This is a genomic window from Micromonospora sp. NBC_00330 (assembly GCF_036136635.1).
Lineage (GTDB): Bacteria > Actinomycetota > Actinomycetes > Mycobacteriales > Micromonosporaceae > Micromonospora > Micromonospora salmantinae.
Genome location: NZ_CP108012.1, coordinates 2,295,750 through 2,317,840, shown reverse-complemented (window position 1 = coordinate 2,317,840; position 22,091 = coordinate 2,295,750). Strand labels below are relative to the sequence as shown.

Genomic DNA, 22,091 nt, shown 5'->3' with positions numbered 1-22,091 from the left:
AACCGGGGCATGCCCGCGCCGCGGACGCCCCGACTTTCAGGAATCCGAGTCGATCACCGGGCGGGGCGGGGCGGCGGCGCGAGCGGGCGACAGACGCCGGCCGGCCACCCGCCGGCCACCAACCGAGGGCATACTGCGTCGCGTGTTGACCCGATTCGGCTACCTCGACGCGCCCGCGCCGCTGGCGTTCGCCCACCGTGGCGGCGCCGCCGAGGGCGACGAGAACACCACCGAGGCGTTCGCCCGGGCCATCGGGCTGGGCTACCGGTACGTGGAGACCGACGTGCACGCCACAGCGGACGGCGTGGCGGTGATCTTCCACGACCCGACGCTGCTCCGGGTCACCGGTGAGGCGGGACGCATCGCCGAGATGCGCTGGGCCGACCTCGCCTCGGTGCGCGTCGGCGGCGCCGCCGTCGTACCCCGGCTCGACGAGGTGTTGGGGGCGTGGCCGCAGGTCCGCTTCAACATCGACGTGAAGGCCGACGGAGGCGTCGAGCCGACGGTCGCGACGGTGACCCGGGCCGGCGCCGGCGACCGGGTGCTGCTCGCCTCGTTCAGCGACGCCCGGTTGACCCGGCTGCGCGCGCTCACCGAGGGTCGGGTCGCCACCAGCCTGGGCATGCGCGGCGTCGCCCGGCTGCGGCTGGCCTCCCTGCACGGGCGGCCACTGCGGCTGCCGCCGTCGGTGGTCGCCGCGCAGGTGCCGCCGCGCTACGGGCGGGTGCCGGTGGTGGACCGCCGGTTCCTCGACTACTGCCACCGCATCGGCCTTCAGGTGCACGTCTGGACGATCGACGAACCCGCCCAGATGCACGAGTTACTGGATCGTGGCGTGGATGGCATCATGACCGATCACGTCGGCGTGCTGCGCGACGTCTACCGCAGCCGCGGCCACTGGGCCGCCTGAGGATCGAAGGACCCCCGATGGCCGAGACCGTGACCCCCACGGTGGACGACACCCCGCCTCCGGCGAGCACTCGCCGGGAGCGGCGCGGCTGGTACATCTACGACTGGGCCAACTCCGCGTTCCAGACCACAGTCATCACGGTGTTCCTGGGCCCGTTCATCACCACCGTCGCCGAGTTGGCCGCGGGGTGCGAGTTGGGCGCGGACACCTGCGACGGGTACGTGCACCCGCTGGGCATCCGGGTGGCGGCCGGGTCCTACTACCCGTACCTGATCTCGCTGTCGGTGTTCCTCACCGTGTTCGTGCTGCCGGTGATCGGGGCGATCGCCGACCGATCGGCGCACAAGAAGCGGCTGCTCGGCGGCGCCGCATTCACCGGTGCCGGCGCGACCATCGCGATGATCTTCGTCACCGGTGACCGCTACCTGCTCGGCGGGGCGCTCTTCCTGGTCGCCAACATCTCCTTCGGCGCGGCCGTCGTGGTCTACAACTCGTTCCTGCCGCAGCTCGGTGGCCCGGACGAACGCGACGGCATCTCCAGCCGTGGCTGGGCGCTGGGCTACCTCGGCGGTGGCCTGCTGCTGGCGTTCAACCTGGTCGCGGTGACAATGTTCAGCGAGGACGACAACCCGCAGCGCACCCTGGACCTGGCCCGCTGGTCGATCGTCTCCGCCGGGGTGTGGTGGGCGGTGTTCACCCTGGTGCCGCTGCGCTGGCTGCGGGAACGCCCCAGCGCGGCGGCGGCGCTGGCCCGACGGGGCAACGTGCTCACCGACGGGTTCCGGCAGTTGGGCCACACCCTGCGCGAGATCAAGGCGTACCCGTTGACGCTGTTCTTCCTGCTGGCGTTCCTGGTCTACAACGACGGCATCCAGACCGTCATCACCCTGGCCAGCCAGTACGGCACCGAGGAGCTGCGACTGGACCAGAGCACCCTGATCATCACCATCCTGCTGGTGCAGTTCCTCGCCTTCGGGGGCGCGTTGAGCCTCGGCGCGTTGGCCCGGCGAATCGGCGCCTGGAAGACCGTGCTGCTCAGCCTGGTCCTCTGGACCGGTGTGATCATCGGCGCGTTCCGGCTGCCGGCCGAGGCGCCGGTGCCGTTCATGGTCCTCGGCGCGGCCATCGGCCTGGTCCTCGGCGGCAGCCAGGCGCTGAGCCGATCGCTGTTCAGCCAGCTCATCCCGGCCGGCAAGGAGGGCGAGTACTACGGCTTCTACGAGATCAGCGACAAGGGCACCAGCTGGCTCGGCCCGCTCGCCTTCGGCCTGGTGTTCCAACTCACCGCCTCGTACCGGGTGGGCCTGGTCTCACTGCTGATCTTCTTCGTGGTCGGGTTCCTGCTCCTCGCCGCCGTGCCGATCCGCCGTGCCATCGTGGCCGCGGGCAACACCCCACCCCGGGTGCTCTGAGCACGGGTCCCGCGCCCGACCGATCCGGGCCGGTCAATGGGCTAGGCTGCCCGACCGTGACCGACGACGCCGCCACCGCCCCGACCTGCCTGGCCCACCCGTTCCCCGGCCAGCCACACGCCCCGGCCGGGTGCGCGGCCGCGCGCGGGCTCGACGGGCGTCCGGTGCACGCGGCGGCGTTGAAGTTCTTCTGGGGGCCGATGGACTGCGGCAAGTCCACGATGGCGTTGCAGATGAACTACAACCACGCCCGGCAGGGCCGACGCGGTCTCGTCACGACCCGCATCGACAGGTCGCTGGGACCGCAGGTCACCACCCGCATCGGCCTGGCCCACGAGGCCATCGAGGTCACCGACGACCTGGACCTGCGGGCCCTGGTGCGCGGCCGGTGGGCCGACGGGGTACGCGTCGACTACCTGATCTGCGACGAGGCCTGCTTCTACACGGTGGAGCACGTCGAGCAGATGGCCGAACTGGTCGACAGCTACGACGTCGACGTGTTCGCGTTCGGCCTGGCCACCGACTTCCGCTCGCGGATGTTCCCCGCCGCGCAACGCCTGTTCGAGCTGGCCGACGAGGTGGCCCGCATCCAGGTCGAAGTGCTCTGCTGGTGCGGCCGCGAAGGGCTGCTCAACGCCCGTGTCGTCGACGGGCGGGTCGTCCGTGAGGGCGCCCAGGTCGTCATCGGCGACACCGTCGACACCGCCGAGGTGCGCTACCAGGTGCTCTGCCGCCGGCACTACCGCAGCGGCGACCTCGGCCCCCGCGACTGAGGCATCGCGGGTGGCCGGCCGCCCCCGTGCTGGGGACGGCCGGCCATTGGTACGGGTGGATCAGCCCACGCAGACCTGCTGCGCCCTGATGTTCCATGCCCCGGCGAACGGGGCGATCTCCCATCCGGTCGCCTGAGCGGTGTCCAGCGTCGCGCTGGGCACCAGGGTCGTCACCGAGCCGGCCCCGGTGAGCCCGTTCAGCACGCCGCCGACCCCCGCGGTCTGTGACCCCGCCGGGCAGGCCGGCGTCGTCATGGGCTTCGGCGAGGTCGCGTTGAGCCCGCTCAACGCCTCCGTCAACGCCATCGCCGGCAGCGGGGTGGCGCAGAACGCCTGGGTCTGCAACGTGAAGTTGCCTGGCGCGCCGAACACGTACGCGGTGCTCGACACCGAGCCGAGCGCCGGGGTGAACGCCAGCTCGTCGATCGCCACCGCGCCGTTGGCGTTGTCGATCCGGTACCCGCCGCCGAAGGTCTTCTTGCCCGGCGGGCAGACGGCGGTGATGCCCACCTTGTCGAGGGCGTTGTTCGCCGATGTGGTGGTGACCAGTTGCAGGCCGGCCACCGTGCCGGCCGGTGCGCAGACCGCGAACGCGTTCACCGACCAGGGCACGTTCGTGGCGTTGGCCTCCACCCCGACCACGGTCACCGTGTGCAGGGCGGCGTCGGCGTACATGCGGGTCATCAGGACGTCGCCCTGACCGTCGTTGATCCGCCCGCCGGCGCCGACGACCTGGTCGGCGCCGTTGCACGAGATGGGCATCGTCTTGGTGTTCGTGGCGTCCAGGACGCTGGTGGCGGCGACCCGGTACAGGCCGACCGACGCCTGCGCCGGGGTCGCCGGTGCGAGCAGCGTCGCCGCCGCCATGCCGGTCAGCACTGCCAGACCAGCCAGTTTCCGCTTCATTGGATTTTCCCTCCGCACTGCCTCGTCGACTGTCGACGACGGCTGTGGGATCAGACTCCGCACGGTCGTCAGGAGGGCGTCAGCAGCGCGTCGTACTGACGCCACGATGACGTGCGGCTGCGACTCTGCGCGCGACGTCATCGTGGCGTCGGCGGGCTCCGGACGGGGCCTACGAACAGGAGGTTCCATCATGCGTACCCGAGTGGCGGCCGTGCTGGCTGCCGTACTGCTCAGCGGCGGTCTCGTCGGCGTCGGTGGCGTCGCGGCGCACGCTGACCCGAACGCGGATCCGTGCGCCAGCACCGACGGTGACCCGATCATGGGCACCGAGGGCGACGACACCCTGCGTGGCGGCGGCGGACCCGACGAGATCTATGGACTCGGCGGTAACGACACCATCTACGGCGGCGGTGGCGTCGACACGATCCACGGTGGTGGCGGCGACGACATCATCTTCGGTAACGGCTGCGGGGACATCATCGTCGGCGGGGCCGGCGACGATCTGCTGGCCGGGCTCGACGGCAACGACTATCTCTCCGGCGCCAACGGTGCGGAACTGCTGATCGGGGAGGCCGGCGTCAGCATCTGGGGCGTTCTCACCGACGGCGACGCCCTCGACGGTGGTTCCGATGTGGACACCTGCGCGGAGGACGACGAGTCCGACCCCAGCATGATCTTCTACTCGTACGTGGACACCCCCGCGGGCAACGCGAACCTCTACAGCTGCTGACCGGCCCGTCTGCCCAACACAGCAGGGTCCGGGGGCGGTGCGTCGATCGCGCGCATCGCCCCGGACCACCTCTCGAACGCCCTGCGGGCCTCGCCGTGCCGGCCGGCGTCGATAAGCGTCGCGACCAGCGTGTGGTGCGCCCACTCGTCGTAGCCGTCGGCGTCGAGCAGCCGGACCAGGGTGGTGGCGGCCCGGTCGGCCGCACCATCGCGTCGGTGAAGGCGGGCGAGTTCACGCAGCGCCCGCAACCACACCGAGCGGGTCTGTTCCCGCAGCCCGTCGGCCCAGTCCTCGTACGGCTCGTCGGCGAAGGCATCCCCCTGGTAGGCGGTGGCCACCTCGGCGAGCAACTCGCGGGCTCGCGCCGGGTCACCGTCGCGGCCGAGGCGCTCGGCCCGTGGCACGTCGGCGAGGAGGCGCTCCGCGTCGACGACCACCCGGGTCAGGTCGACGCGGACGCCGGTCAGGTCGGCGCGGACGTACCGGTCGACGGGCCACCGGCGGGGCGGGTCGAGCACGGCACGCACGGCGGACAGCAGCACCGACAGGCGATGCGCGGTGCGTCTCGGCTCGTCGTCGGGCCACAACAGCTCGCACAGCTCCGCCCGCCCGATGGCACGGCCACGCCGGGCGACGAGGATCTTCAGCAGCGTACGGGCCTGCCGGGACCGCCACGCCGGCAGCGGGACCTCCCGCCCACCGACGACGACCTCGAACCGGCCGAGCACCCGCACCTCGACGGCTCCGCTCCCGGCGGAGGTCTCGGACAACTGCCGCCCGTCGACCGTCTCGACCCCGAGCGCCACCAACCGGTCGGCGGCCACCTGCGCCGCCGACCGCTGTGCGCCGTCGGCGCCGGGGACGCGGCCGAGCAGAACGACGGTCTGCTCGGCGGCCGGGACCGCGCCCGCCGCCTGCCAGATCTCCGTGGCCTCCAGCAACGCGGCGCGGCTCGCGGCCGGCTCGGCGGCGACAGCGGCGGTGAGCTCCAACGCCTCGGCCAACGCGTCGGACTGCCGACCGGTCCGGGCCGCGCCGACCGCTTCGGCCGCCCGCCGCCGGGCCAACCCCAGATCACCCCCGGCGTACGCCACCCAGCCCGTCGCGGCCAGCGCCGACGAGAGCAGGTACGCCGGCGCCAGACGGTGCGCCTCGTCGGCGGCGGCGCGGGCGGCCGCGAGGTCGGCGCCGACGCCCTCGCAGCGCAGCCGAGCCAGGCCCACCAGCGCCGGAATGAGCACCTGAAGGTCTCCCACATCACGGGCCAGCTCCACCGCCTCGGCGAAGGCCGCCAACGCCTCCTCGCGACGGCCCAGGCGGCGACCGACCTCGGCGATCCCGTAGACACCGGCCGCCGCCCGGCGCAGTCCCAACCGTTGCGAGACCGAGGTGGACCGGCTGAAGTGCAGCGTCGCCTCCTCGTAGCGGCCCAGCCGCAGCAACGCCTCACCGGCGTTGTGCAGCGCGGTCACCAGCACACCCGGCGGGCCGGCGAGTTCCGCCGCGCGGACGGCCCGCACGGCGGTGGCCAGCGCCGACGGGTAACGGGCCTCCCGCAGCAGGCAGTGCGCCTGGTTGACCAGGACACGCGCCTGCTGGACCAGGTCGCCCGCGCGTTCGGCCGCCGCCAGTGCCTCGGCGAGGTGCCCGTCGCGGCGGGTGCCGGACGAGGTCAGTGCCGCCGCGATGTGCGCCGCCGCCAGCGGGCCGTCCTCGGTGAGGTGCTGCGCCACGGTGAGCGCCCTGGTCGCCGTGGCGATGGCGTCCTCGACCTGGCCGAGCTGGGCGAGGGTGCTGGCGCGGCAGGCCAGCACCAGCACGTCGTCGGGGCCGGGCGGGGTGACCGTCGGCTGTGTACCGACCAGGTCGAGCACGGCCAGGGCGCCCGCGTAGTCGGCACGCAGGTACGGCACCATCGCCGCCCGCCAGAGCAACCGTGCCGGCCAGCGACGATCCCGCTCCGCCTGGGCCAGCAGCGGGGCGAAGACCCGTGCCGCCTGGGTCACCGAGCCGGACATTCGCAACGCCTCACCGTGGATCAGCCGGATGTCCGGGCTCTGCTCGGCCTGCGGTAACGCGGCGACCAGGTCGGTGACCTCCGGCGCGCCGCCGGCGGCGAGCATCTGCCCGCCCTGGCGCGCGATCAGGTCGGCGCACCGTGCGGTGTCCCCCGCGTCGTGCAGGGCTCGGGCCGCCGCCAGCGGGTACGCGTTGGTGAGGTACCAGTCGGCGGCGGCGTCCAACCGACGGCGTTCCGCGGCTTCGGGCCGGGCCGGTTGCTGCGCCAACACCTCGGCGAGCACCCGGACCAGGTGCACCGTCGGCGGGGTACGACCGGGGCGCCGGCGGGGGTGGGCGACCAGCAGCCCGGTGCGGGTCGCCCAGCGCAGCGCCGCCGCGGTGCCCTCGGTCGTGGCGTGACCGTCGACGGCCGCGCACAGCGGCGCGCTGATCGGGTCGAGGTCGTGGACGCGACCGAGTAGCCGCGCCACCGACGGGGGCAGGTCGGCGAGGACCTCCTCGCGGGCGAAGTGCCCACCCGCGGTGCCGGGCTCGGTCAGGGCCGCGAGCAGCTCCCGCCGGCCGACGCCCTGCCGGCCGAGGGCGTCACCGGCGAGGTGCACCCACGCCGGCCAGCCGGCGGTCAGCTCGTACACCAGGTAGGCCAGGTCGCCGTCGGGCACCGCGTGCTCGTCGCGCAGGATCCGGGCGACCGCGTCCCGGTTGAGGGCGAGCGTCTCCGGCCCGCGCTCGACGACGGGTACGGCGCAGGCGCTCAGCGTCGCGGCGGCCAGCGGTTGCCGGGCCGCCAGCGTCACCGCCGGCTGACCCGGCAGCGCCGTCAACAGGCGTACCAGGGTCAGTTGGTCGTCGTCGGTGAGCGCGGACACCTCGTCCACAGCGACCCGCTCCGAGGGCTGCGTGGCCGTGGGCGGGTGCGTGGCGTGTGAGGCCGCCTCGATCAGGTCGGTCGCCCGGTGACAGGTCGTCGGGCCGTCTCCGCCGATGGTCTCCAGGGCGGTGCTCTTGCCGTAACCGGCGGCGGCGACCAGCACCAACCACCGCTGTGGCCAGGTCTGTTGCGCTGTCGTCATCGGGTCGCCTCCGCTCGTCCGAGCACTGCGGAAGGTCACCCGGAGGGCCGGTGACCCACGCTAACCACCCGCCGGCCCGCCGACGGTGCCGTTGTCCTAGAACCGACCCGATGCGGCCGGACGGTCAGGACGGCTGCCGGGCGGCGGCCCGGACCCAAAACCGGTCGGTCAGGATCACGGCGACCGTCACCGCCAACGCCGCCGCGGCGCACACCGCGACGGGTGCCCCCAGCACCACCCCCACCGGCATCAGCGCCAGCAGGACCACCACCGCCGTGACCCGGCTGACCGGCAGGGTCCGCCACAGCAGCGCCTTGTAGGCGGCGTGCCCGGCCAGGAACAGCGCGGGACCACCCAGGGTGAGCAGCACGTCGACAGTGGTGGCCGGCGCGGCGGGCTCCCGCAGCAACCGCTCGTCGGCCGCCGACGTGACGACGACACCGGCGACGATCAGCGGGTGCAGGAAGTTGAACGCGACTCGGCTCAACGCGCCGGTGCGCTCCCCGGCCTGGGCGAAGACCTCCGTGGCAGCCGGGGCCGAGCGGGCGAAGTACACCCACCACAGCGCCACCGAACCGCCGAACGCCAGCAGGAACGCCCCGGACGTCACCAGGTCCACGTGCGACGTGAGGGTGCTGCCGGTGACCAGGATCGACTCTCCCAGCGCGATCAGGACGAACGCCGCGCACCGTTCGGCCAGGTGCCCACCCTCCACCATCCACCGCTCCGGTCGGCTGCGTCCCCGTCGTGGCAGCGGATAGCCGATCGAGAGGCCGACCACCTCGATCACGATCACCGCTGCCCACACCGCGTCCCGGGCGGCACCGCCGACCAGCCCGCCGACGACCACGAGCACCGACGTCCCGGTGATCCACGGCAGCGACTGCTGAAATCCGGCCACCAACCACGGGCTGCCCTGCACCGCCCACAACGCGAACAGGGTGCGGCCCACCTGCACGATGACGTAGACCAGCGCGAAGAGCAGGCCGGTCGAGCCGAACGCCTCCGGGATCGTCGCCGACAACAGCAGGCTGCCCAGCCCCACTCCGATCAGCATCGTCCGCACCGGCCCCTGGTCCGGTTGCAGCCAGTTGGTCAGCCAGGTGGTGTAGACCCAGACGAGCCACACCAGCGCCAGCAACAGGCCGGTACGGCCCGCGCCCCGCCAGTCCAGGTGCGCCAGCAGGTAGTGCGACAGCTGGGTGATGCTGAAGATGAAGACGAGGTCGAAGAAGAGTTCCGTCGAGGTGGTCGGCTGCACCCCCTCGCGTGGTCGCAGCAGCTGTGGGCGTGTCGGGGCGGCGACCGGGGGCCTAGAAGGGGTCACCGCACACCCGCCAGTTCCCGTCCTCACGGACCACCGGCAGGCGACGTTCCTCGCTGAGCCCGCCGTCGCGGGTCACCTTCACGGTCACCGTGCCGTGCGGTCGTCCGCTGCGGGTGGCGACCGACACGTCGGTGATCTCGTAGTCGGTGACCATCGGTGGGGTCCGCACCCAACTGGTGAAGCCGATCGCGCTCCAGCGGCTGCGCGCGTCCTCGCAGAGCCGCTCGTACGCCCGGTCGCTGTCGCCGAGGGCCACCTCGCTGAGGAAACCGTCGGCGGTCTCCCGGATCGGGCCGGCGGCCTGCCGGACGGTCTGCAGGTTCCAGGCGCCCAACCCGGCCACCCCCACGCAGCACAGCGCCACGCCGAACCCGGCGAACGCCAACCCGGTGCGCATCGGGCGGTGACGCCGGGCCGGTCGGCTCCACGACTGGCCCGCACCCACGACTACCGACCGTAGAGAAGACGCTCACGCTGACGGGCGACAAGCCGGAAACTGGGTGCGCCCGATGGGCGGGTGTGCCCTGTTCGCGGCGGCCCCGCATCGTCTACCGTCGGCGCACACCCCCGAGCAGTGCCAGGAGCCGATCGATGAGCCGCTTCGTGCAGCCGGTACCACCCCCCGTCGACCCGTACGCCGGCGATGGCCTGCTGCGGTCCTGGCTGGAGCGTCACCTCGGCCCGGGCGGGCACGCCGCCGCGAAGGGCCGTCTCGCGGACCTGGCCGCCGACGTCACCGGGCCGCTGCGCGCGGCGCACGCCGACGCGGAGGCGCACCCGCCGACGCTGGTCCGCTACGACCCGTGGGGTGCCCGGATCGACCGCATCGACACCTCCGCCGGTTGGCAGGCGCAACGCGCCGCCGCCGCCCGACACGCAGTGGTGGCGCTGCCCTACCTGCCGGACGCCCGGGGCACCTGGGGTGCCGCCGCGCGGGTCGTCCAGCACGCCCTGCTGCACCTGTACGGGCCGGAGTCGGCGACGTTCTCCTGCCCGGTGGCGATGGCCGACGGGGCGGCGGCGCTGCTCAGCATGCCCGACGTCGACGCCACGGTCCGCGACGCGTGGCTGCCCCGGCTGATCTCCACGGACCCGGCCACGGCGATCACCAGCGGGCAGTGGATGACCGAAGCGCAGGGCGGCTCCGATCTGGGCCGCTCCAGCACGCTGGGCCGACCCGCGGCGGACGGTTCGTGGCGGCTGACCGGGGAGAAGTGGTTCTGCTCCGCCGCCGACGCGGCGATGGCGGTGGCGCTGGCCCGGCCGGAGGACGCCGGGCGGGGCAGCCGGGTGCTCGCCCCGTTCCTCGTTCCCCGGTACGCGGTCGACTCACCGCTGGCCGACGGCGCGGCGCCGGGCGCACCCGCGCCGGGCGTCACGGTGCACCGGCTCAAGGACAAGCTCGGCACGCGGGCGCTGCCCACCGCCGAGATCGGCCTGCGCGACGCGTACGCCCTCCCGTTGGGTGATCCGGCGGTGCCCGGTCTGGTCCGGGCGATGACCCTGGTCGTGGTGACCCGGGTGCACAACGCCGCGGCGGCGGCCGGCGGGATGCGACGGGGTCTCGCCTACGCCCGCGCGTACGCCGAGGTGCGGCACGTCGCTGGCGGCCCGCTGGTGTCCTCGCCCCTGCACCGGGCCACCCTGGGCACCCTCGCTGTCGACGCGGCGGGCGCGTTCGCCCTCGCTGGGCACGCCTTCGCCCTGCTCGGGCGGGTCGAGGTCGGCGCCGACCCGGAGGCCGCGGCGGAGCTGCGCATCGTGGCGCCGTTGGCGAAGCTGGCCACCGGCCGGCTCGCCGTCAGCTCCGCCAGCGAGTACGTGGAGAGCTTCGGCGGGGCCGGCTACGTGGAGGACACCGGCGTGCCCCGGCTGCTGCGCGACGCCCAGGTGCTGCCGATCTGGGAGGGCACCACCAATGTGCTGGCCCTGGACGTGCTGCGCGCGCTGACCCGGGAGGACGCCGGTGCGCCGCTGCTGGGCCGGCTGACCGCCGCCGTCGACCTGGCGCGACCGCTGTCGCCGGTGCTGGCCGACACCCTGGCCACCGCCGCCGCGCAGTTGGAGGAAACCATCAGCGCGGTGACCGTCGACCCGGGCGCGTCGGCGGTGCTCGCGGGCGCTCGTGGTCTGGCGTTGCGCCTGGCGTACGCGCTGACCACCGCGTTGCTCGTCGAGCACGCCGCGTGGGGCGACGAGCAGGCGGAGTTGGCCGCGCGGCTGTGGGCGCGCCGCTGGCTGCGGCACGAGGAGATCGCCGAGGACGCCCACCACCACCTCGACCTGCTCTGCTGACCGGCCGGCGCGAGCGGACGGGTGGGCGCTCATGTCGGTGCTGATCGAGCTGGGTGACGACAGGGGCGCGCCCCTGGAGGAGCGCCCGCCACCGCCGCAGGTGTCCCGCCGGTGGCGGGTGGCGGCGCTGGTGGCGGCCTGTGTGCTGCTCGGTGGTGCCGCCCCGACCGCGCGCCTGACGCCTCAGGTCGGGCCGGCGGTGCCCGCCCGGGCGACAGTGCTCGGCGCGGGGCCGCTGCTGCTGGTCGTCGACCCCGAGCCGAACCCGCCGACGCTGAGCGCCTACGACTCGGCCGCGCCGGACGGCCCGCCGCGGTGGCGGGTCACCGTGCCGCCCGCCGCCGGGTGGTCCGCCGAGGTCGCCGGTGACCTGTTGCTGCTGGTCGAGCGCGACCAGGCGCTCGGGGCGCGGGTGACCACCGCGCGGTCCTTGCGTACCGGCCAGCCGCTGTGGCGGCGACCCGAACGGGTGTCCGCGGCCGGGAACGAGGCGGTCGCGGTGCGCGAGGTGCGCAGCGCCGCCGAACCGGGTCGGCGGGTCGAGGGCACTGTGCACGGCGTCGACCCGGCCACCGGCGCGACCCGGTGGTCGGTCCCGCTGCCCTCCACGGCGGTGCTGCGGGCGCTGCCCGGCCTGCCCGGGCGGGTGCTGCTGGTGCAGGACGACGGGTTGGTCCGGCTGCTCGACGCCCGTGACGGCGCCGAACGCGGGCGGGGACAGCTTCCGCCGGCCGACTACGGCCCGGACAATCCCCAGGTCGTCGGCGCGCATCTGGTGCTGCGCCACCCGAGCGGCGGCGCGATGGCGCTGACCGGCTTCGACCTACCCGGGCTGGTGCCGCGCTGGCGGTCGCCGGTGCAGCCGGGTGACCTGGTCCTGCGGCCCTGCCAGGGTCTGATCTGCGGGCAGGACGAGCGGGGACGCTGGGCGATCGACGCGGGCACCGGGGTACGAGTGTGGACGTGGCCGGCCGGAGCGCGGTGGCGCACGGTGGCGGGCCCACGGGTCGCCACGGAACCCCTGGTGGTGCTGGGGATGGCGGAGGACGGCAGGCGTTCCCTGATCGCGACGGTGGGACGCGACGGTCATCGGGTGTCCGCAGTGCTCCCTGCGGGTGTGACCGACTGCCGCCGGCTCGGCGCCGGGTTGATCTGCCGCGACGGCACGGCCCGCGTGACGTTCTGGCCCCTCGACGCCCCCTGACCCGTCTCCTGGCCGGTGTCGCGGGCCGGAGTTGTCGGGCCCCGGCGGCATACTGCCGGCGTGACAACTTCTGCCGACCTCGCGATGGTCAACCTCGACAGTTCCGATCCCGCCGGCCACGCCGCGTTCTACCACGAGGCGTTGGGCTGGGAGGTCACCCACAGCCAACCGGAGTACGCGATGATCAGCTCCGGTGGCGTCTCGATCGGCTTCGGCCTGGTCGAGGGCTACCGACCGCCGTCCTGGCCGGACCAGACCGGTGACAAGCGCTACCACCTGGATCTTTACGTCGACGACCTGGCGGCGGCGGAGGAGAAGTTCGTCGCCGCGGGCGCGTCGAAGCCGTCCTTCCAGCCCGGCGGCGAGCGGTGGGTGGTGCTTCTCGACCCGATTGGGCAGCCGTTCTGCATCTGCCCCCGCCCGCAGAGCTGAGACGGCCCGGCGCAACGACAGAAGGGGTCAGCATGGCCGTCACCCTCGTCAACCCGGACGGGTTACCGAAGCCGGATGTCTACCGCCAGTTGTCGATCGCAACCGGGTCCAAGCTGGTCTTCCTCGCCGGTCAGGTGGCCCGCGACGCCGAAGGGCGCAAAGTCGGTGAGGGAGACCTCGCCGCCCAGGTCGAGCAGTGTTATCTCAACATCGGCACCGCCCTGGCCGCGATCGGTGGGTCCTTCGGCGACGTGGCGAAACTGACCATCTACGTCGTCGACTGGTCGCCCGACAAGATGCCCCTGTTGGGCGAAGGCGTCGCTCGGGCGGGTGAGAAGCTGGGAGTTGACCTGGTCAAGCCCATCACGCTGCTGGGTGTCACTGCTCTGGGCGAGCCTGATCTCCTCGTCGAGGTCGAAGCCACTGCGGTTCTCGACTGATCGACAACCCGACGTCGGGCGTGCGGCACTCAGCCGCGACGACGTGACCGGGCCGCCCACACCGCGTAGGCCGGGTCGCGGTCGAGGTTGTGCCGGTCCCGGTCGTAGCGGCGGGTGGTACGCGGGTCGGCGTGCCCCATGGCGTCCTGCACGTCCTCCAACGGCACGCCCTCCGAGCGAGCCGTTGTGGCGAAGGCGTGCCGCAGCGAGTGTGGGGACAGCTTCGCCCAGGCCGGGATGCCGGCGGCCCGGGCGAGCCGACGGACCATCCGGAACACCGAGTGCCGGTCCAGTCGGGCACCGCTGGCGGTGACCAACAGCGGGCCGGTGAGCTGCGGCACCGGCACGCCGGTGGCGGCGGCCCGCTGGGCCAGGTAGGCGTCCAGGGCGTGCCCGGTGCCGGGGGTGAGGGCGCGGCGACGTTGTTTGCCGCCCTTGCCGATGAAACGCACACTGCGGTGGCCGCGTTCGGTGCCGAGGTCGGTCAGGTCCAACGAGATCAGCTCCCCTACCCGTAGACCCAGGTCGGCGAGGAGCGCGAGCGCCGCCCGGTTGCGGACGGCGGTCGCGCCGGTGTCCGCGTCGGCGGCGCTGAGCAGGGCGTCCACCTCCTCGGGGGTGAGCCCGACGGTGGCGGAGTGGTCCCTGTCGACGCGGGGGCGGTCGGCGCCGGAGACCGGGTTGGCCGGGACGGCGCCCAGTTTGACCAGGAAGTCGTACCAACTGGACAGCGCCGAGAGTCGACGTGCGACGGTCGCCGGGGTCAGTGGTCGGCCGCTGCGCGCGCCGACGCTGCTCTCCAGCGCGCGCGCGTACTCGTTGACGTGCAGGAACGTGGCCCGCAGCGGGTCCAGGTCGTGGCCGGCGCACCAGCGGAGCCAGCCGGTGACGTCACGCCGGTAGGCGTCGCGGGTGTGCTCGGACAGCCGCCGGTTGCGCAGCCACGCCTCGGTTACCTCGACCGGCCCGCTCGGCAGCGCGGGTGGCGCGGACGGGCGGGCGAGCACCGGAGCATCGGAGAACACCATGTGAAAAAGGCTCTCAGCCTCGGGTGGGATCGGCGTGCAGGCGCGCCGATCCCACCCGTCACCGTGTCGGATCAGGCGTTGATCTCTCGGCGGGCGGCGCCGTTGGCCTGGATGGTGACCCGGCGGGGCTTGGCGCGCTCGGCGACCGGGATGCGCAGCGTCAGCACCCCGTGCTCGTAGCCGGCCTCCAGCTTGTCGGTGTCGAGCGTGTCGCCGAGGAACAGTTGCCGGGTGAAGGTGCCCATCGGGCGTTCGGCGGCGACCAGTTCGACGCCGTCGCCGGCGGGCCGGCGACGCTCGGCGCGGACGGTGAGCACGTTGCGTTCGACTGTGCAGTCGATGGTGTCCGGATCGACCCCGGGAAGGTCGAACGCCGCGTAGAAGTGGTCGCCGTCGCGGTAGGCGTCCAGGTGCATCGTCGCGGGACGGGCCGCCGTACCGAAGAACTGCTCGGCGAGCCGGTCGATCTCGCGGAACGGGTCGGTACGCATCAACATGGTCATGCCTCCTCGGTTCTCCTGGCCGAAGGTGATGAGTTGAGCCGGGGCGACTCAACTTCCTCTTCTTATTTAGCGTGTCCGCGCGCCGACGTCAACTGGTCAGGACAGCCGCTTCTCAAACCAGTGTTCGGCGTAGGGGCCCCGCGAGTACGCCGGGATCTCGGCGTAGCCGTGCCGGGCGTACAGGGCGCGGGCCTCGACCAGGTCGTGCCGGGTGTCCAGCCGGATCCGCTCCGCCCCGGCCGCGCGGGCCTGCTCCTCGACGGCGGCCAGCAGCGCCGCGCCACCACCGGCGCCGCGGTGCTCGGAGCGGATGAACACCCGGGTGAGCTCGGCCCAGCCGGGTTGCCAGCGCAGCCCGGCGCAGCCGGCCAGGTCGGGGCCGTGGTGGGCGAGCAGGAGCAGCCCACTCGGCGCGGTCAGGTCGTCGCTGGGCATCTCGGCCAGCGCCGCGTCGACCTCGCCGGGCAGGGCGGGGCGACGGTGATAGCGAACCACCATCTCGGTCATGTACTCGCGCAGCAGCAGCACCGCGTCGGGGTGGTCGGGCCGGCTGGTGCTGGTCGTCCAGGTGGGCCGGGCGGTAATGGTCACCTGTTGATCATCACCGCCCGGTCAACGGTTTTATCCGGTCGCCCCGGTTCGCGTACTCGGCGTCGCCGGATCGCCGACCCGGAGCAGTGGCCAGTCGGCCAGGTCCCGCAGCAACTGCCGGTCGTGGGTGGCCACGACGACGGCGGCGCTCGTCGCGCGGATCGCGTCGGTCAGCTCGTCAGCGAGGGTCGACGACAGGTGGTTGGTCGGCTCGTCGAGCAGGATCAGTGTGGGCCGCCCGGCCAGCACCAGTGCCAGGTCGAGACGGCGCTGCTGCCCCTGTGACATCCGCCCGACGGGCGTACGCGTCGTGGTGGTGTCCAGCAGCCCGAGCGATCCGAGTGACACGGTCTCGGCGGCGGGCAGCACCCCGCGCGACACCAGTCGTCCGACCTGGCGGGCGTACACCTCGTCGGCGGTGAGGTCGGGGGCCTGCCCGGCGGTCTCCTGGGAGAGCCGGGCGACCCGGGCCTCCCTCGCCGTCCAGGCGTACCCGTCGGTGGGTTCGAGCGCTCCGGCGAGCACCGCGAGCAGTGTGGACTTCCCAGCCCCGTTGGGCCCGGTGACGAGCAGCCGGTCACCGCCGTCGATGGTGAGGTCGACCGGCCCAGGGAGCCGCCCGTCGACGGCGACGCCCTGCGCGCGTACCTGCGGCGCGCCCTGCCGTACGCCGAGGACCGGCACCCGCAGCGTCGGCGGTGGTTTCGGTACGTCGATCCGGTGTGCCTGGAGGGCGTCCTGCTGCCGGTTCAGGGCCTGTACGACGCCCGGCGCGCGGGACTGGCGCTGGTGCTTGCCGGTCCCCTTGTCCGGCCGCCAGCCGGTGGAGAGTCGGTCGCGGGCCTTCGACACCGCGTCCTGGAGTCGTCGACGCTCGGTCTGCTGCTGCTCGTACTCCTGCTCCCAGTGCTCCCGCTCGCGGCGCCGCGCGCCCTGCCAGGCGTCATAACCGCCGGCGTGGAGCCGTGCTTTTGCGTCGTGGGTGGGGTCGAGGTCGAGGAACCGGTCCGCGACGTCGCGCAGGAGCGCCCGGTCGTGGCTGACGATGGCGAGACCGCCGTCGTGCTCGCGGAGTCGGCGGGTCAGAAAGTCCAGGCCGTCGGCGTCGAGGTGGTTGGTCGGCTCGTCGAGAAGTAGCACGTCGTGGCGCGCGCCGAGCAGGCACGCCAGCCGCACCCGGTAGCGCTGCCCCACCGACAACGTCGCCAGGGGACGGTCGCGGTCGGTGCAGGCGTCGAGGGCCTCGAGTGCCACGTCGACGCGGCGTTCGGCGTCCCACGCGTCGAGCCGGGTGGCCGTGTCGAGCGCGATGGCGTAGCGGTCCTCGGCACTCGGATCGCCGGCGGTCAGGGCGAGGGTCGCCTCGTCGAGCGCGGCGAGGGCGGTGAGCGACGCGGCCAGCGCCTCGGACGTGAGGGTGCCGACCGTCTCGCCGTCGCGGGCGGGCAGCTCCTGGCGGGCCAGGCCGATCGTGCCGGCCCGCAGCACGGTGCCGTCGTCCGGTGTGATCAGCCCGGCGAGTACGTGCAGCAGTGTCGTCTTGCCGCGACCGTTCTCGCCGACGACCGCCACCCGCGACCGGGTGGAGACGGTGACCGAGACGTCGGTCAGGACGCGACGGGACCCGCGGGTCACTGTGATGTTCGTGGCGCGCACGTGCGCGCTGTCGCCGGCCTCGGCCGGCAGGGAGATGATTTCGGGGTTCAACGGTGCTCCGCAGCTCGCGATGGAGCCGGGCAGCAGCTATCGGCCGCCCGGCGGGAACCGGGACGGCGAGCGCGAATTCAGCAGAGGAAGGGCGCCGCCGTCAGCGGGCGGAGCGGACCTTCTGCGACCAGATACCTCGTGCCATGACGGCGATGCTAGCAATCTCGGCGCATCGACTCACGAGGGTTTCGCCCACCCCGTGGTCAGCGCGACACGAGGTGGGCGGGGGGAATGCCAGCGGGCTGCCTAGCGGCGCGGGCGGGGCAGCAGGGCGATCAACGCGACCGCCACCGCCACGTGTGTCGCGCCGAGGGCGAGTTTGGCGCCGCCGGTGGCGTCGACGCTGAGCACGGGGACGAAGGACAGCGCCGTCACGACGATGGCCAGCGCGATCCAGACCGGTCGGGCGACCCGGCTGGCGAACCGTTCCAGCAGCGCCAGCGCCGCCCAGCCGAGCAGTGCGGCTCCCAGGGCGATCATGACGATCGCGCCGGCCCCGATGACGGTGGCGGGCTGACCCGGGCTCTCGACTGTGTAGTCGACTCCGGCCAGCGCGCCGATCGCCCAGATGGCCAGGGGTGCCACGACGGCGGCGGCGACACCGAGGGCGCGGCGGCGCAGTGGTGAGGGTGCGGGGGTCGTGACGGTGGCAGCACTCATGACGGGCTCCTCGTTCAGGGGAAACGAACGAGTACGACCGTAACAGATAGTCTTGTTCGGAACTATCTTTCTCGGAACTAACAGCCGGAGCGGGCCCCCGGCGCGTACGGGGAGGTGTTGGCCAGTGGTCCGCTCACCAGTCCCAGGAGAGCCCGCAGGAACACCTCCCGGTCCTGCTCGGGCAGGGTTGCCAGCAGGTCGTCCTGGATGCGCCGGACCACCTGTTGCGCCTGTTGCAGCACCTGCTCCCCCGCCGGAGTCACAGCGACCATCCGGGCACGCCGGTCGGTTGGCACCGGACGGCGCTCGGCCAGCCCGGCCCGCTCCAACTGGTCGAGCGTCACGACCATCGTGGTCTTGTCCACACCGCACCGCTCGCCGATCTCCCGCTGGGTCAGCTCACCGGTGTGGGCCTGCGCCAGCACGTAGTGCGCCCGCGGCGAGATGCCCAGCTCCGCCAGCCCGGCGGCGTGCTCGGTCTGCAACGCGTGACTCGCCCAGGAGAGCAGGAACAACAGGTCCGGCGGGCCGTCGGAGGGCGTGCAGGAGGTCATGCGCCGAGGCTAGCAAGATCCTCCGCAACGAGACGGTTCGCGCGGCGGACGTTCAGAGCCGCTGGTAGATGCCGTGCTCCCGGGTGAGCAACTGCTCGTCGATCAGATACCGGCGCAGCGTCGCGTGATCCGACCCTCCTGCGGCGCACCACGGCTTGAGCGCGTCGTCGACGGCCCGTTCCGGATAGCGGGTGCCCGGCTCGAACGACTGCTCGGCGATGTGCGCGAGCAGGACCCTCCGTCGACTCCGCTGCGCCGGCAGACTCACCAGGACGCCCGCGCGCAGGAAGGTCCGCAGCACCGGGTCGACGCCGGGCTCGGCGTCGTCGGCCGGGCCGCTGTCGCGCGCTGCGGCCCGCAGCGACGCCTCGTCGGCCGCGAGCGCGCCGTCCGCGCCGGTGACGAGACCCGCGTCGGTGAGCCGGCGGACCCCGGTGAGCACCACCCGCGCCGGCAGGCAGGCCCGCTCGGCGACCTCGGTAGCGCTGGTCGCGCCCAGCACGATCGCCGCAAAGATCCGTCGCCGTCCGTCGTCGGCCAGGGCTCCGGCCAGCACATGCGCAGTCACGCCGGTCACCCTCGCATCAGCGGTACGCGGACCGCCAGGCGATTTTCGGCCCCGTTCAGTCGGTCTGCGGCGTGCTCTGTGGCTGTTCGGCGACGAGCAGCACCCGGCGCAGCAGGTCGGAGAGGTGTCGCCGCTCGGTCGCGGTGAGCGCGCCGAGCAGGCGGTGCTCCTCGGCGCCCTGGACCTCCATCGCCCCGCGCCACGCGGCCCGACCCGCCTCGGTGAGTTCCACGTCGACGCGTCGACGGTCGACTGTCGACGGAATCCGTTGTACGAAACCCCGCCGCAGCAGCGCGTCCACCCGCGCGGTGATCGAGGCGGGGGCCATCGTGAGGTCCACGGCGAGGTCCGAGGGTGCGGCCCGGCCACCGCGACCGGCCAGGGCGTGCAGGGTGTCGTACTCGTGGGCCGGCAGGTCGAGGTCGACCAGGACCCGCTCCTTGACGGCCCGCAGATGCCGGGTCAGTCGGATCATCCTGGTCACCGCCCCCTCGACGTCCGCGTCGAGGTCGGGCACCACTGGCAGCCAACGCTCGATGTGCCGGTCGACGGCGTCCGGAGTGGTGGTCACCGCGCCAGCTTACCTCAGCACCGAAATATTCGTTGCCGAAATATTCGACGTCGAAGTATGTTGTGGCCATGGCTCACCCCCTGCGCAACCACTCCTTCCGGCTGCTGTTCCTGGGCCGCACCATCTCCGCCCTCGGCGACGCGGTGGTGCCCGCCGCGCTGGCGCTGGCCGTGCTGCGGACCACCGGCTCCACCGGCGCACTGGCCGTCGTCCTCGCTGCGTCGGTCGTCCCCCGGCTGGTCCTGTTGCCGCTCGGCGGGGTGGTGGCCGACCGGTTCGACGCCCGCCGGGTCGCCCTCCTGGCCGACCTGGTCCGCTGCGCCACGCAGGTCGCGGTCGGCGTGGAGCTGCTCGGCGGCGACCCGTCACTGACCACAGTCGTGGTGGCGTCCGCGCTCGGCGGCACCGCCTCGGCGTTCGCCATTCCGACAGCGTCCCCGCTGGTCGCCGGCACCGTCGAACCGGCCGACCGGCAGAAGGCCAATGCCATGATGGGGATCACCGCCAACACCAGCCGCCTCGCCGGTCCGGCCCTGGCCGGCGCGCTGATCTGGGCCGCCGGGCCCGGCTGGGCGTTCATCCTGGACGGCACGTCGTTCGCGCTCAGCGCCGCGCTGCTCGCGCTGGTGCGGGTCCGCCACGTGCCGGTGCCCCGCCGTTCCGTCCTCGCCGACCTGCGGCACGGCTTCAGCGAGGTACGCGCCCGCGACTGGTTCTGGACCAGCCTGCTCGGGCACGGCGTGTGGAACGGCGCCGCCGCCGTGCTGATGACCCTCGGGCCGGCCGTGGCCATCGACCGCCTGGGCGGCGAGACGACCTGGGTGCTGCTGTTGCAGGCCGGCGCGATCGGAATGCTCACCGGATCGCTGCTGGCCGGGCGGGTCCGGCTGCACCGGCCGGTGCTGCTGGCCAACCTCGGGCTGGCCTGCTACGCGGCCCCACTGTTCCTGCTCGCCGTCGCCGCGCCCGCCCCTGCGGTGATCGCCGCCTACGCGGTGGCGCTGACCGCCCTCGGCTACCTCAACCCGGTGTGGGAGACAGTCGTGCAGCACCACTTCCCGCCGGAGGTCCTGGCCCGGGTCACCTCGTACGACTGGCTGGTGTCGCTGGCCGCCATGCCGCTGGGCTACGCCCTGGCGCCGTTGGCCGCCGACGCGTTCGGCGCACCCGTCCCGCTGGCCGTCGCGGGCCTGCTGGTCCTCGCCTCCTGCGCGGGCACCGCCCTCGTGCCCGGCGTACGCCGACTCACCTGGCCGGCGGCCCCGCAACCGCAACCGGCCGACCCCGTCGTCGTCCGTTGATCAGATCGTTCGTCGATGCGACGGCCGGGCCACCCACGACGAAGGCTCCCGGCCAGTGCCGGGAGCCTTCGTCTGATGTGGTCGGTCAGCCGGCGTCGCGGGCCATCGCGACGAAGCCACGCCACGATTCTGGGCTGAACGTCAGCGTGCCGCCGTCGCGGTCCTTCGTGTCACGGACCAGGACCACACCCGGAAGGTTGTCGGCAACCTCGACGCAGTCACCGCCGTTGCCGCCGCTCCTCGTGCTCTTCCGCCACCGCGCACCGGTCATGTCCATGATGCTGCCGCTTCTCTGAGAAGTTCCAACGAGCGCCCTCGGGGCAGGGCCTCGCCGCGAATACGCTCCCACCGTCGTTCCAGGCTAACAAGATCCGACGTTTGATCGAGGATCTGCGCCCGTGCCGCGCTGTCGACGTGCGCGACCCGTGACCCGTCCGGCATGTCGGCGATGGTGAACGGTCCGTCGAGTCCGGGGTAGCTGGGCGCGTCCGCCGGGACGATGTGGAGTTGCACGGCGCCCGTCTCGGCGTGCCCGAGCAGGCGCGCGAGTTGCACCGCCATCAAGGCGCGGTCGTCACCGACACGCCGCCTCAGCACCCCCTCGTCCAGCACGGCGATCAACAGCGGCCCGCCTCCCCGGCCGAGGATCGCCTGCCTGTTGATCCGCGCCTCGGCGAACTCGGCGACCGCCTCCGGTGTCAGCACCCCGCCGGCCAGGGTCGCCCGGGCGTACGCCTCGGTCTGGAGCAGCCCGGGAACCCACGCGAGCTGGAACGATCGCAGCGTCACGGCCTCACGTTCGAGGTCGACCCACGGCCGGAACCACACCGGCTCACGGCGACGGACCACGTCCGGCCACAGCGCGTCGGCGTCCTTCGCCAGCAGCCCCGCCACTGTCGCACGGTGTCGACTCTGGGGAATGTGCCCCGGGTTTGCCCACCTGGCGACGGTCTTCGGGTGCACACCGAGCTGACCTGCGAGGCTCTCGGCGGTGTGACCCGCCGCGGCCAGCGCCGCGACAAAGGCGTGGTTCATGCCGTCCCTCCCCTGGAACAAATCCGCTGCTCCGAGAAGATTAGTTAAC

General features: G+C 73.1%; 23 protein-coding genes. 9 read left to right on the top strand and 14 right to left on the bottom strand.

The annotated features are described in order from the left end of the window. Window positions 1-142 precede the first annotated feature (142 nt). From OG598_RS10220 to OG598_RS10210, 3 genes are read left to right on the top strand one after another with little or no spacing between them, the layout of a single operon-like run. Window positions 143-910: a glycerophosphodiester phosphodiesterase gene (locus tag OG598_RS10220; protein ID WP_328654196.1), complete on the top strand. Its 768-nt coding sequence runs from the start codon at window positions 143-145 to the stop codon at window positions 908-910. 17 nt (window positions 911-927) lie between these two features. After that, the gene (locus OG598_RS10215) at window positions 928-2,322 is read left to right on the top strand and encodes an MFS transporter (RefSeq protein ID WP_328654195.1); all 1,395 of its coding nucleotides are present in this window, start codon (window positions 928-930) and stop codon (window positions 2,320-2,322) included. A gap of 56 nt (window positions 2,323-2,378) precedes the next feature. Then, window positions 2,379-3,095 (top strand): thymidine kinase, encoded by a 717-nt coding sequence (locus tag OG598_RS10210; RefSeq protein WP_124821847.1) that lies wholly within the window; start codon window positions 2,379-2,381, stop codon window positions 3,093-3,095. Window positions 3,096-3,155: 60 nt separating this feature from the next. On the opposite strand, the gene OG598_RS10205 is transcribed toward OG598_RS10210, so the two are convergent. Then, window positions 3,156-4,001 (bottom strand): hypothetical protein, encoded by an 846-nt coding sequence (locus tag OG598_RS10205; RefSeq protein ID WP_328654194.1) that lies wholly within the window; start codon window positions 3,999-4,001, stop codon window positions 3,156-3,158. Between the two features lie 190 nt (window positions 4,002-4,191). On the opposite strand from OG598_RS10205, the gene OG598_RS10200 reads away from it, so the two are divergent. Then, on the top strand, window positions 4,192-4,731 hold the full coding sequence (locus tag OG598_RS10200; RefSeq protein ID WP_328654193.1) for a calcium-binding protein: 540 nt from the start codon (window positions 4,192-4,194) through the stop codon (window positions 4,729-4,731). Here OG598_RS10200 and OG598_RS10195 read toward each other — a convergent pair. From OG598_RS10195 to OG598_RS10185, 3 genes are all read right to left on the bottom strand, one after another. Further along, window positions 4,719-7,826 carry a BTAD domain-containing putative transcriptional regulator gene (locus tag OG598_RS10195; RefSeq protein WP_328654192.1) on the bottom strand — a complete coding sequence of 1,036 codons (3,108 nt, stop codon included), beginning with the start codon at window positions 7,824-7,826 and terminating at the stop codon, window positions 4,719-4,721. The two genes, OG598_RS10200 and OG598_RS10195, sit on opposite strands and share 13 nt — an antisense overlap. Window positions 7,827-7,950: 124 nt before the next feature. Then, entirely contained in the window at window positions 7,951-9,087 is a 1,137-nt protein-coding gene (locus OG598_RS10190; protein WP_328654191.1) for a low temperature requirement protein A, read from the bottom strand. 52 nt (window positions 9,088-9,139) lie between these two features. Beyond that, window positions 9,140-9,598 carry an Rv0361 family membrane protein gene (locus OG598_RS10185; protein ID WP_430502116.1) on the bottom strand — a complete coding sequence of 153 codons (459 nt, stop codon included), beginning with the start codon at window positions 9,596-9,598 and terminating at the stop codon, window positions 9,140-9,142. Between the two features lie 146 nt (window positions 9,599-9,744). On the opposite strand from OG598_RS10185, the gene OG598_RS10180 reads away from it, so the two are divergent. The 4 genes from OG598_RS10180 to OG598_RS10165 are packed head-to-tail and all read left to right on the top strand — an operon-like array spanning window position 9,745 to window position 13,524. Further along, on the top strand, window positions 9,745-11,448 hold the full coding sequence (locus tag OG598_RS10180; protein ID WP_328654190.1) for an acyl-CoA dehydrogenase family protein: 1,704 nt from the start codon (window positions 9,745-9,747) through the stop codon (window positions 11,446-11,448). A 31-nt stretch (window positions 11,449-11,479) separates the two neighbouring features. After that, window positions 11,480-12,652, top strand: coding sequence for an outer membrane protein assembly factor BamB family protein (locus OG598_RS10175; RefSeq protein WP_328654189.1), 1,173 nt, complete (start codon window positions 11,480-11,482; stop codon window positions 12,650-12,652). A 60-nt stretch (window positions 12,653-12,712) separates the two neighbouring features. After that, the gene (locus OG598_RS10170; protein ID WP_328654188.1) at window positions 12,713-13,084 is read left to right on the top strand and encodes a VOC family protein; all 372 of its coding nucleotides are present in this window, start codon (window positions 12,713-12,715) and stop codon (window positions 13,082-13,084) included. Between the two features lie 32 nt (window positions 13,085-13,116). After that, a complete protein-coding gene (locus tag OG598_RS10165; protein WP_328654187.1) occupies window positions 13,117-13,524 on the top strand; it encodes a RidA family protein in 408 nt (135 codons plus the stop codon). 29 nt (window positions 13,525-13,553) lie between these two features. Here the strand turns inward: OG598_RS10165 and OG598_RS10160 are convergent, their stop codons facing one another. The 8 genes from OG598_RS10160 to OG598_RS10125 form a co-directional block, all read right to left on the bottom strand. Further along, window positions 13,554-14,552, bottom strand: a complete 999-nt coding sequence (locus tag OG598_RS10160) for a tyrosine-type recombinase/integrase (protein ID WP_328654186.1) — start codon at window positions 14,550-14,552, stop codon at window positions 13,554-13,556. Between the two features lie 71 nt (window positions 14,553-14,623). Continuing rightward, entirely contained in the window at window positions 14,624-15,049 is a 426-nt protein-coding gene (locus OG598_RS10155) for an Hsp20/alpha crystallin family protein (RefSeq protein WP_328654185.1), read from the bottom strand. A gap of 102 nt (window positions 15,050-15,151) precedes the next feature. After that, the gene (locus tag OG598_RS10150; RefSeq protein ID WP_328654184.1) at window positions 15,152-15,646 is read right to left on the bottom strand and encodes a GNAT family N-acetyltransferase; all 495 of its coding nucleotides are present in this window, start codon (window positions 15,644-15,646) and stop codon (window positions 15,152-15,154) included. A 30-nt stretch (window positions 15,647-15,676) separates the two neighbouring features. Beyond that, complete coding sequence (locus OG598_RS10145) at window positions 15,677-17,353, bottom strand: ABC-F family ATP-binding cassette domain-containing protein (protein WP_328654183.1); 1,677 nt, start codon at window positions 17,351-17,353, stop codon at window positions 15,677-15,679. Between the two features lie 246 nt (window positions 17,354-17,599). Then, window positions 17,600-18,013, bottom strand: coding sequence for a DUF6069 family protein (locus OG598_RS10140; protein WP_328654182.1), 414 nt, complete (start codon window positions 18,011-18,013; stop codon window positions 17,600-17,602). 77 nt (window positions 18,014-18,090) lie between these two features. Further along, window positions 18,091-18,567 (bottom strand): MarR family winged helix-turn-helix transcriptional regulator, encoded by a 477-nt coding sequence (locus tag OG598_RS10135; RefSeq protein WP_328654181.1) that lies wholly within the window; start codon window positions 18,565-18,567, stop codon window positions 18,091-18,093. 52 nt (window positions 18,568-18,619) lie between these two features. Beyond that, window positions 18,620-19,135 (bottom strand): DUF2087 domain-containing protein, encoded by a 516-nt coding sequence (locus OG598_RS10130; protein ID WP_328654180.1) that lies wholly within the window; start codon window positions 19,133-19,135, stop codon window positions 18,620-18,622. 55 nt (window positions 19,136-19,190) lie between these two features. Next, the gene (locus tag OG598_RS10125) at window positions 19,191-19,706 is read right to left on the bottom strand and encodes a MarR family winged helix-turn-helix transcriptional regulator (protein WP_328654179.1); all 516 of its coding nucleotides are present in this window, start codon (window positions 19,704-19,706) and stop codon (window positions 19,191-19,193) included. A 68-nt stretch (window positions 19,707-19,774) separates the two neighbouring features. On the opposite strand from OG598_RS10125, the gene OG598_RS10120 reads away from it, so the two are divergent. Further along, window positions 19,775-21,007 (top strand): MFS transporter, encoded by a 1,233-nt coding sequence (locus OG598_RS10120; RefSeq protein WP_328654178.1) that lies wholly within the window; start codon window positions 19,775-19,777, stop codon window positions 21,005-21,007. 85 nt (window positions 21,008-21,092) lie between these two features. On the opposite strand, the gene OG598_RS10115 is transcribed toward OG598_RS10120, so the two are convergent. Both OG598_RS10115 and OG598_RS10110 read right to left on the bottom strand, forming a co-directional pair. Beyond that, complete coding sequence (locus tag OG598_RS10115; RefSeq protein WP_328654177.1) at window positions 21,093-21,284, bottom strand: DUF397 domain-containing protein; 192 nt, start codon at window positions 21,282-21,284, stop codon at window positions 21,093-21,095. Next, the gene (locus OG598_RS10110; RefSeq protein WP_328654176.1) at window positions 21,275-22,042 is read right to left on the bottom strand and encodes a DUF5753 domain-containing protein; all 768 of its coding nucleotides are present in this window, start codon (window positions 22,040-22,042) and stop codon (window positions 21,275-21,277) included. Before OG598_RS10110 ends, OG598_RS10115 begins: the two co-directional genes overlap by 10 nt. Between the last annotated feature and the right edge of the window lie 49 nt (window positions 22,043-22,091).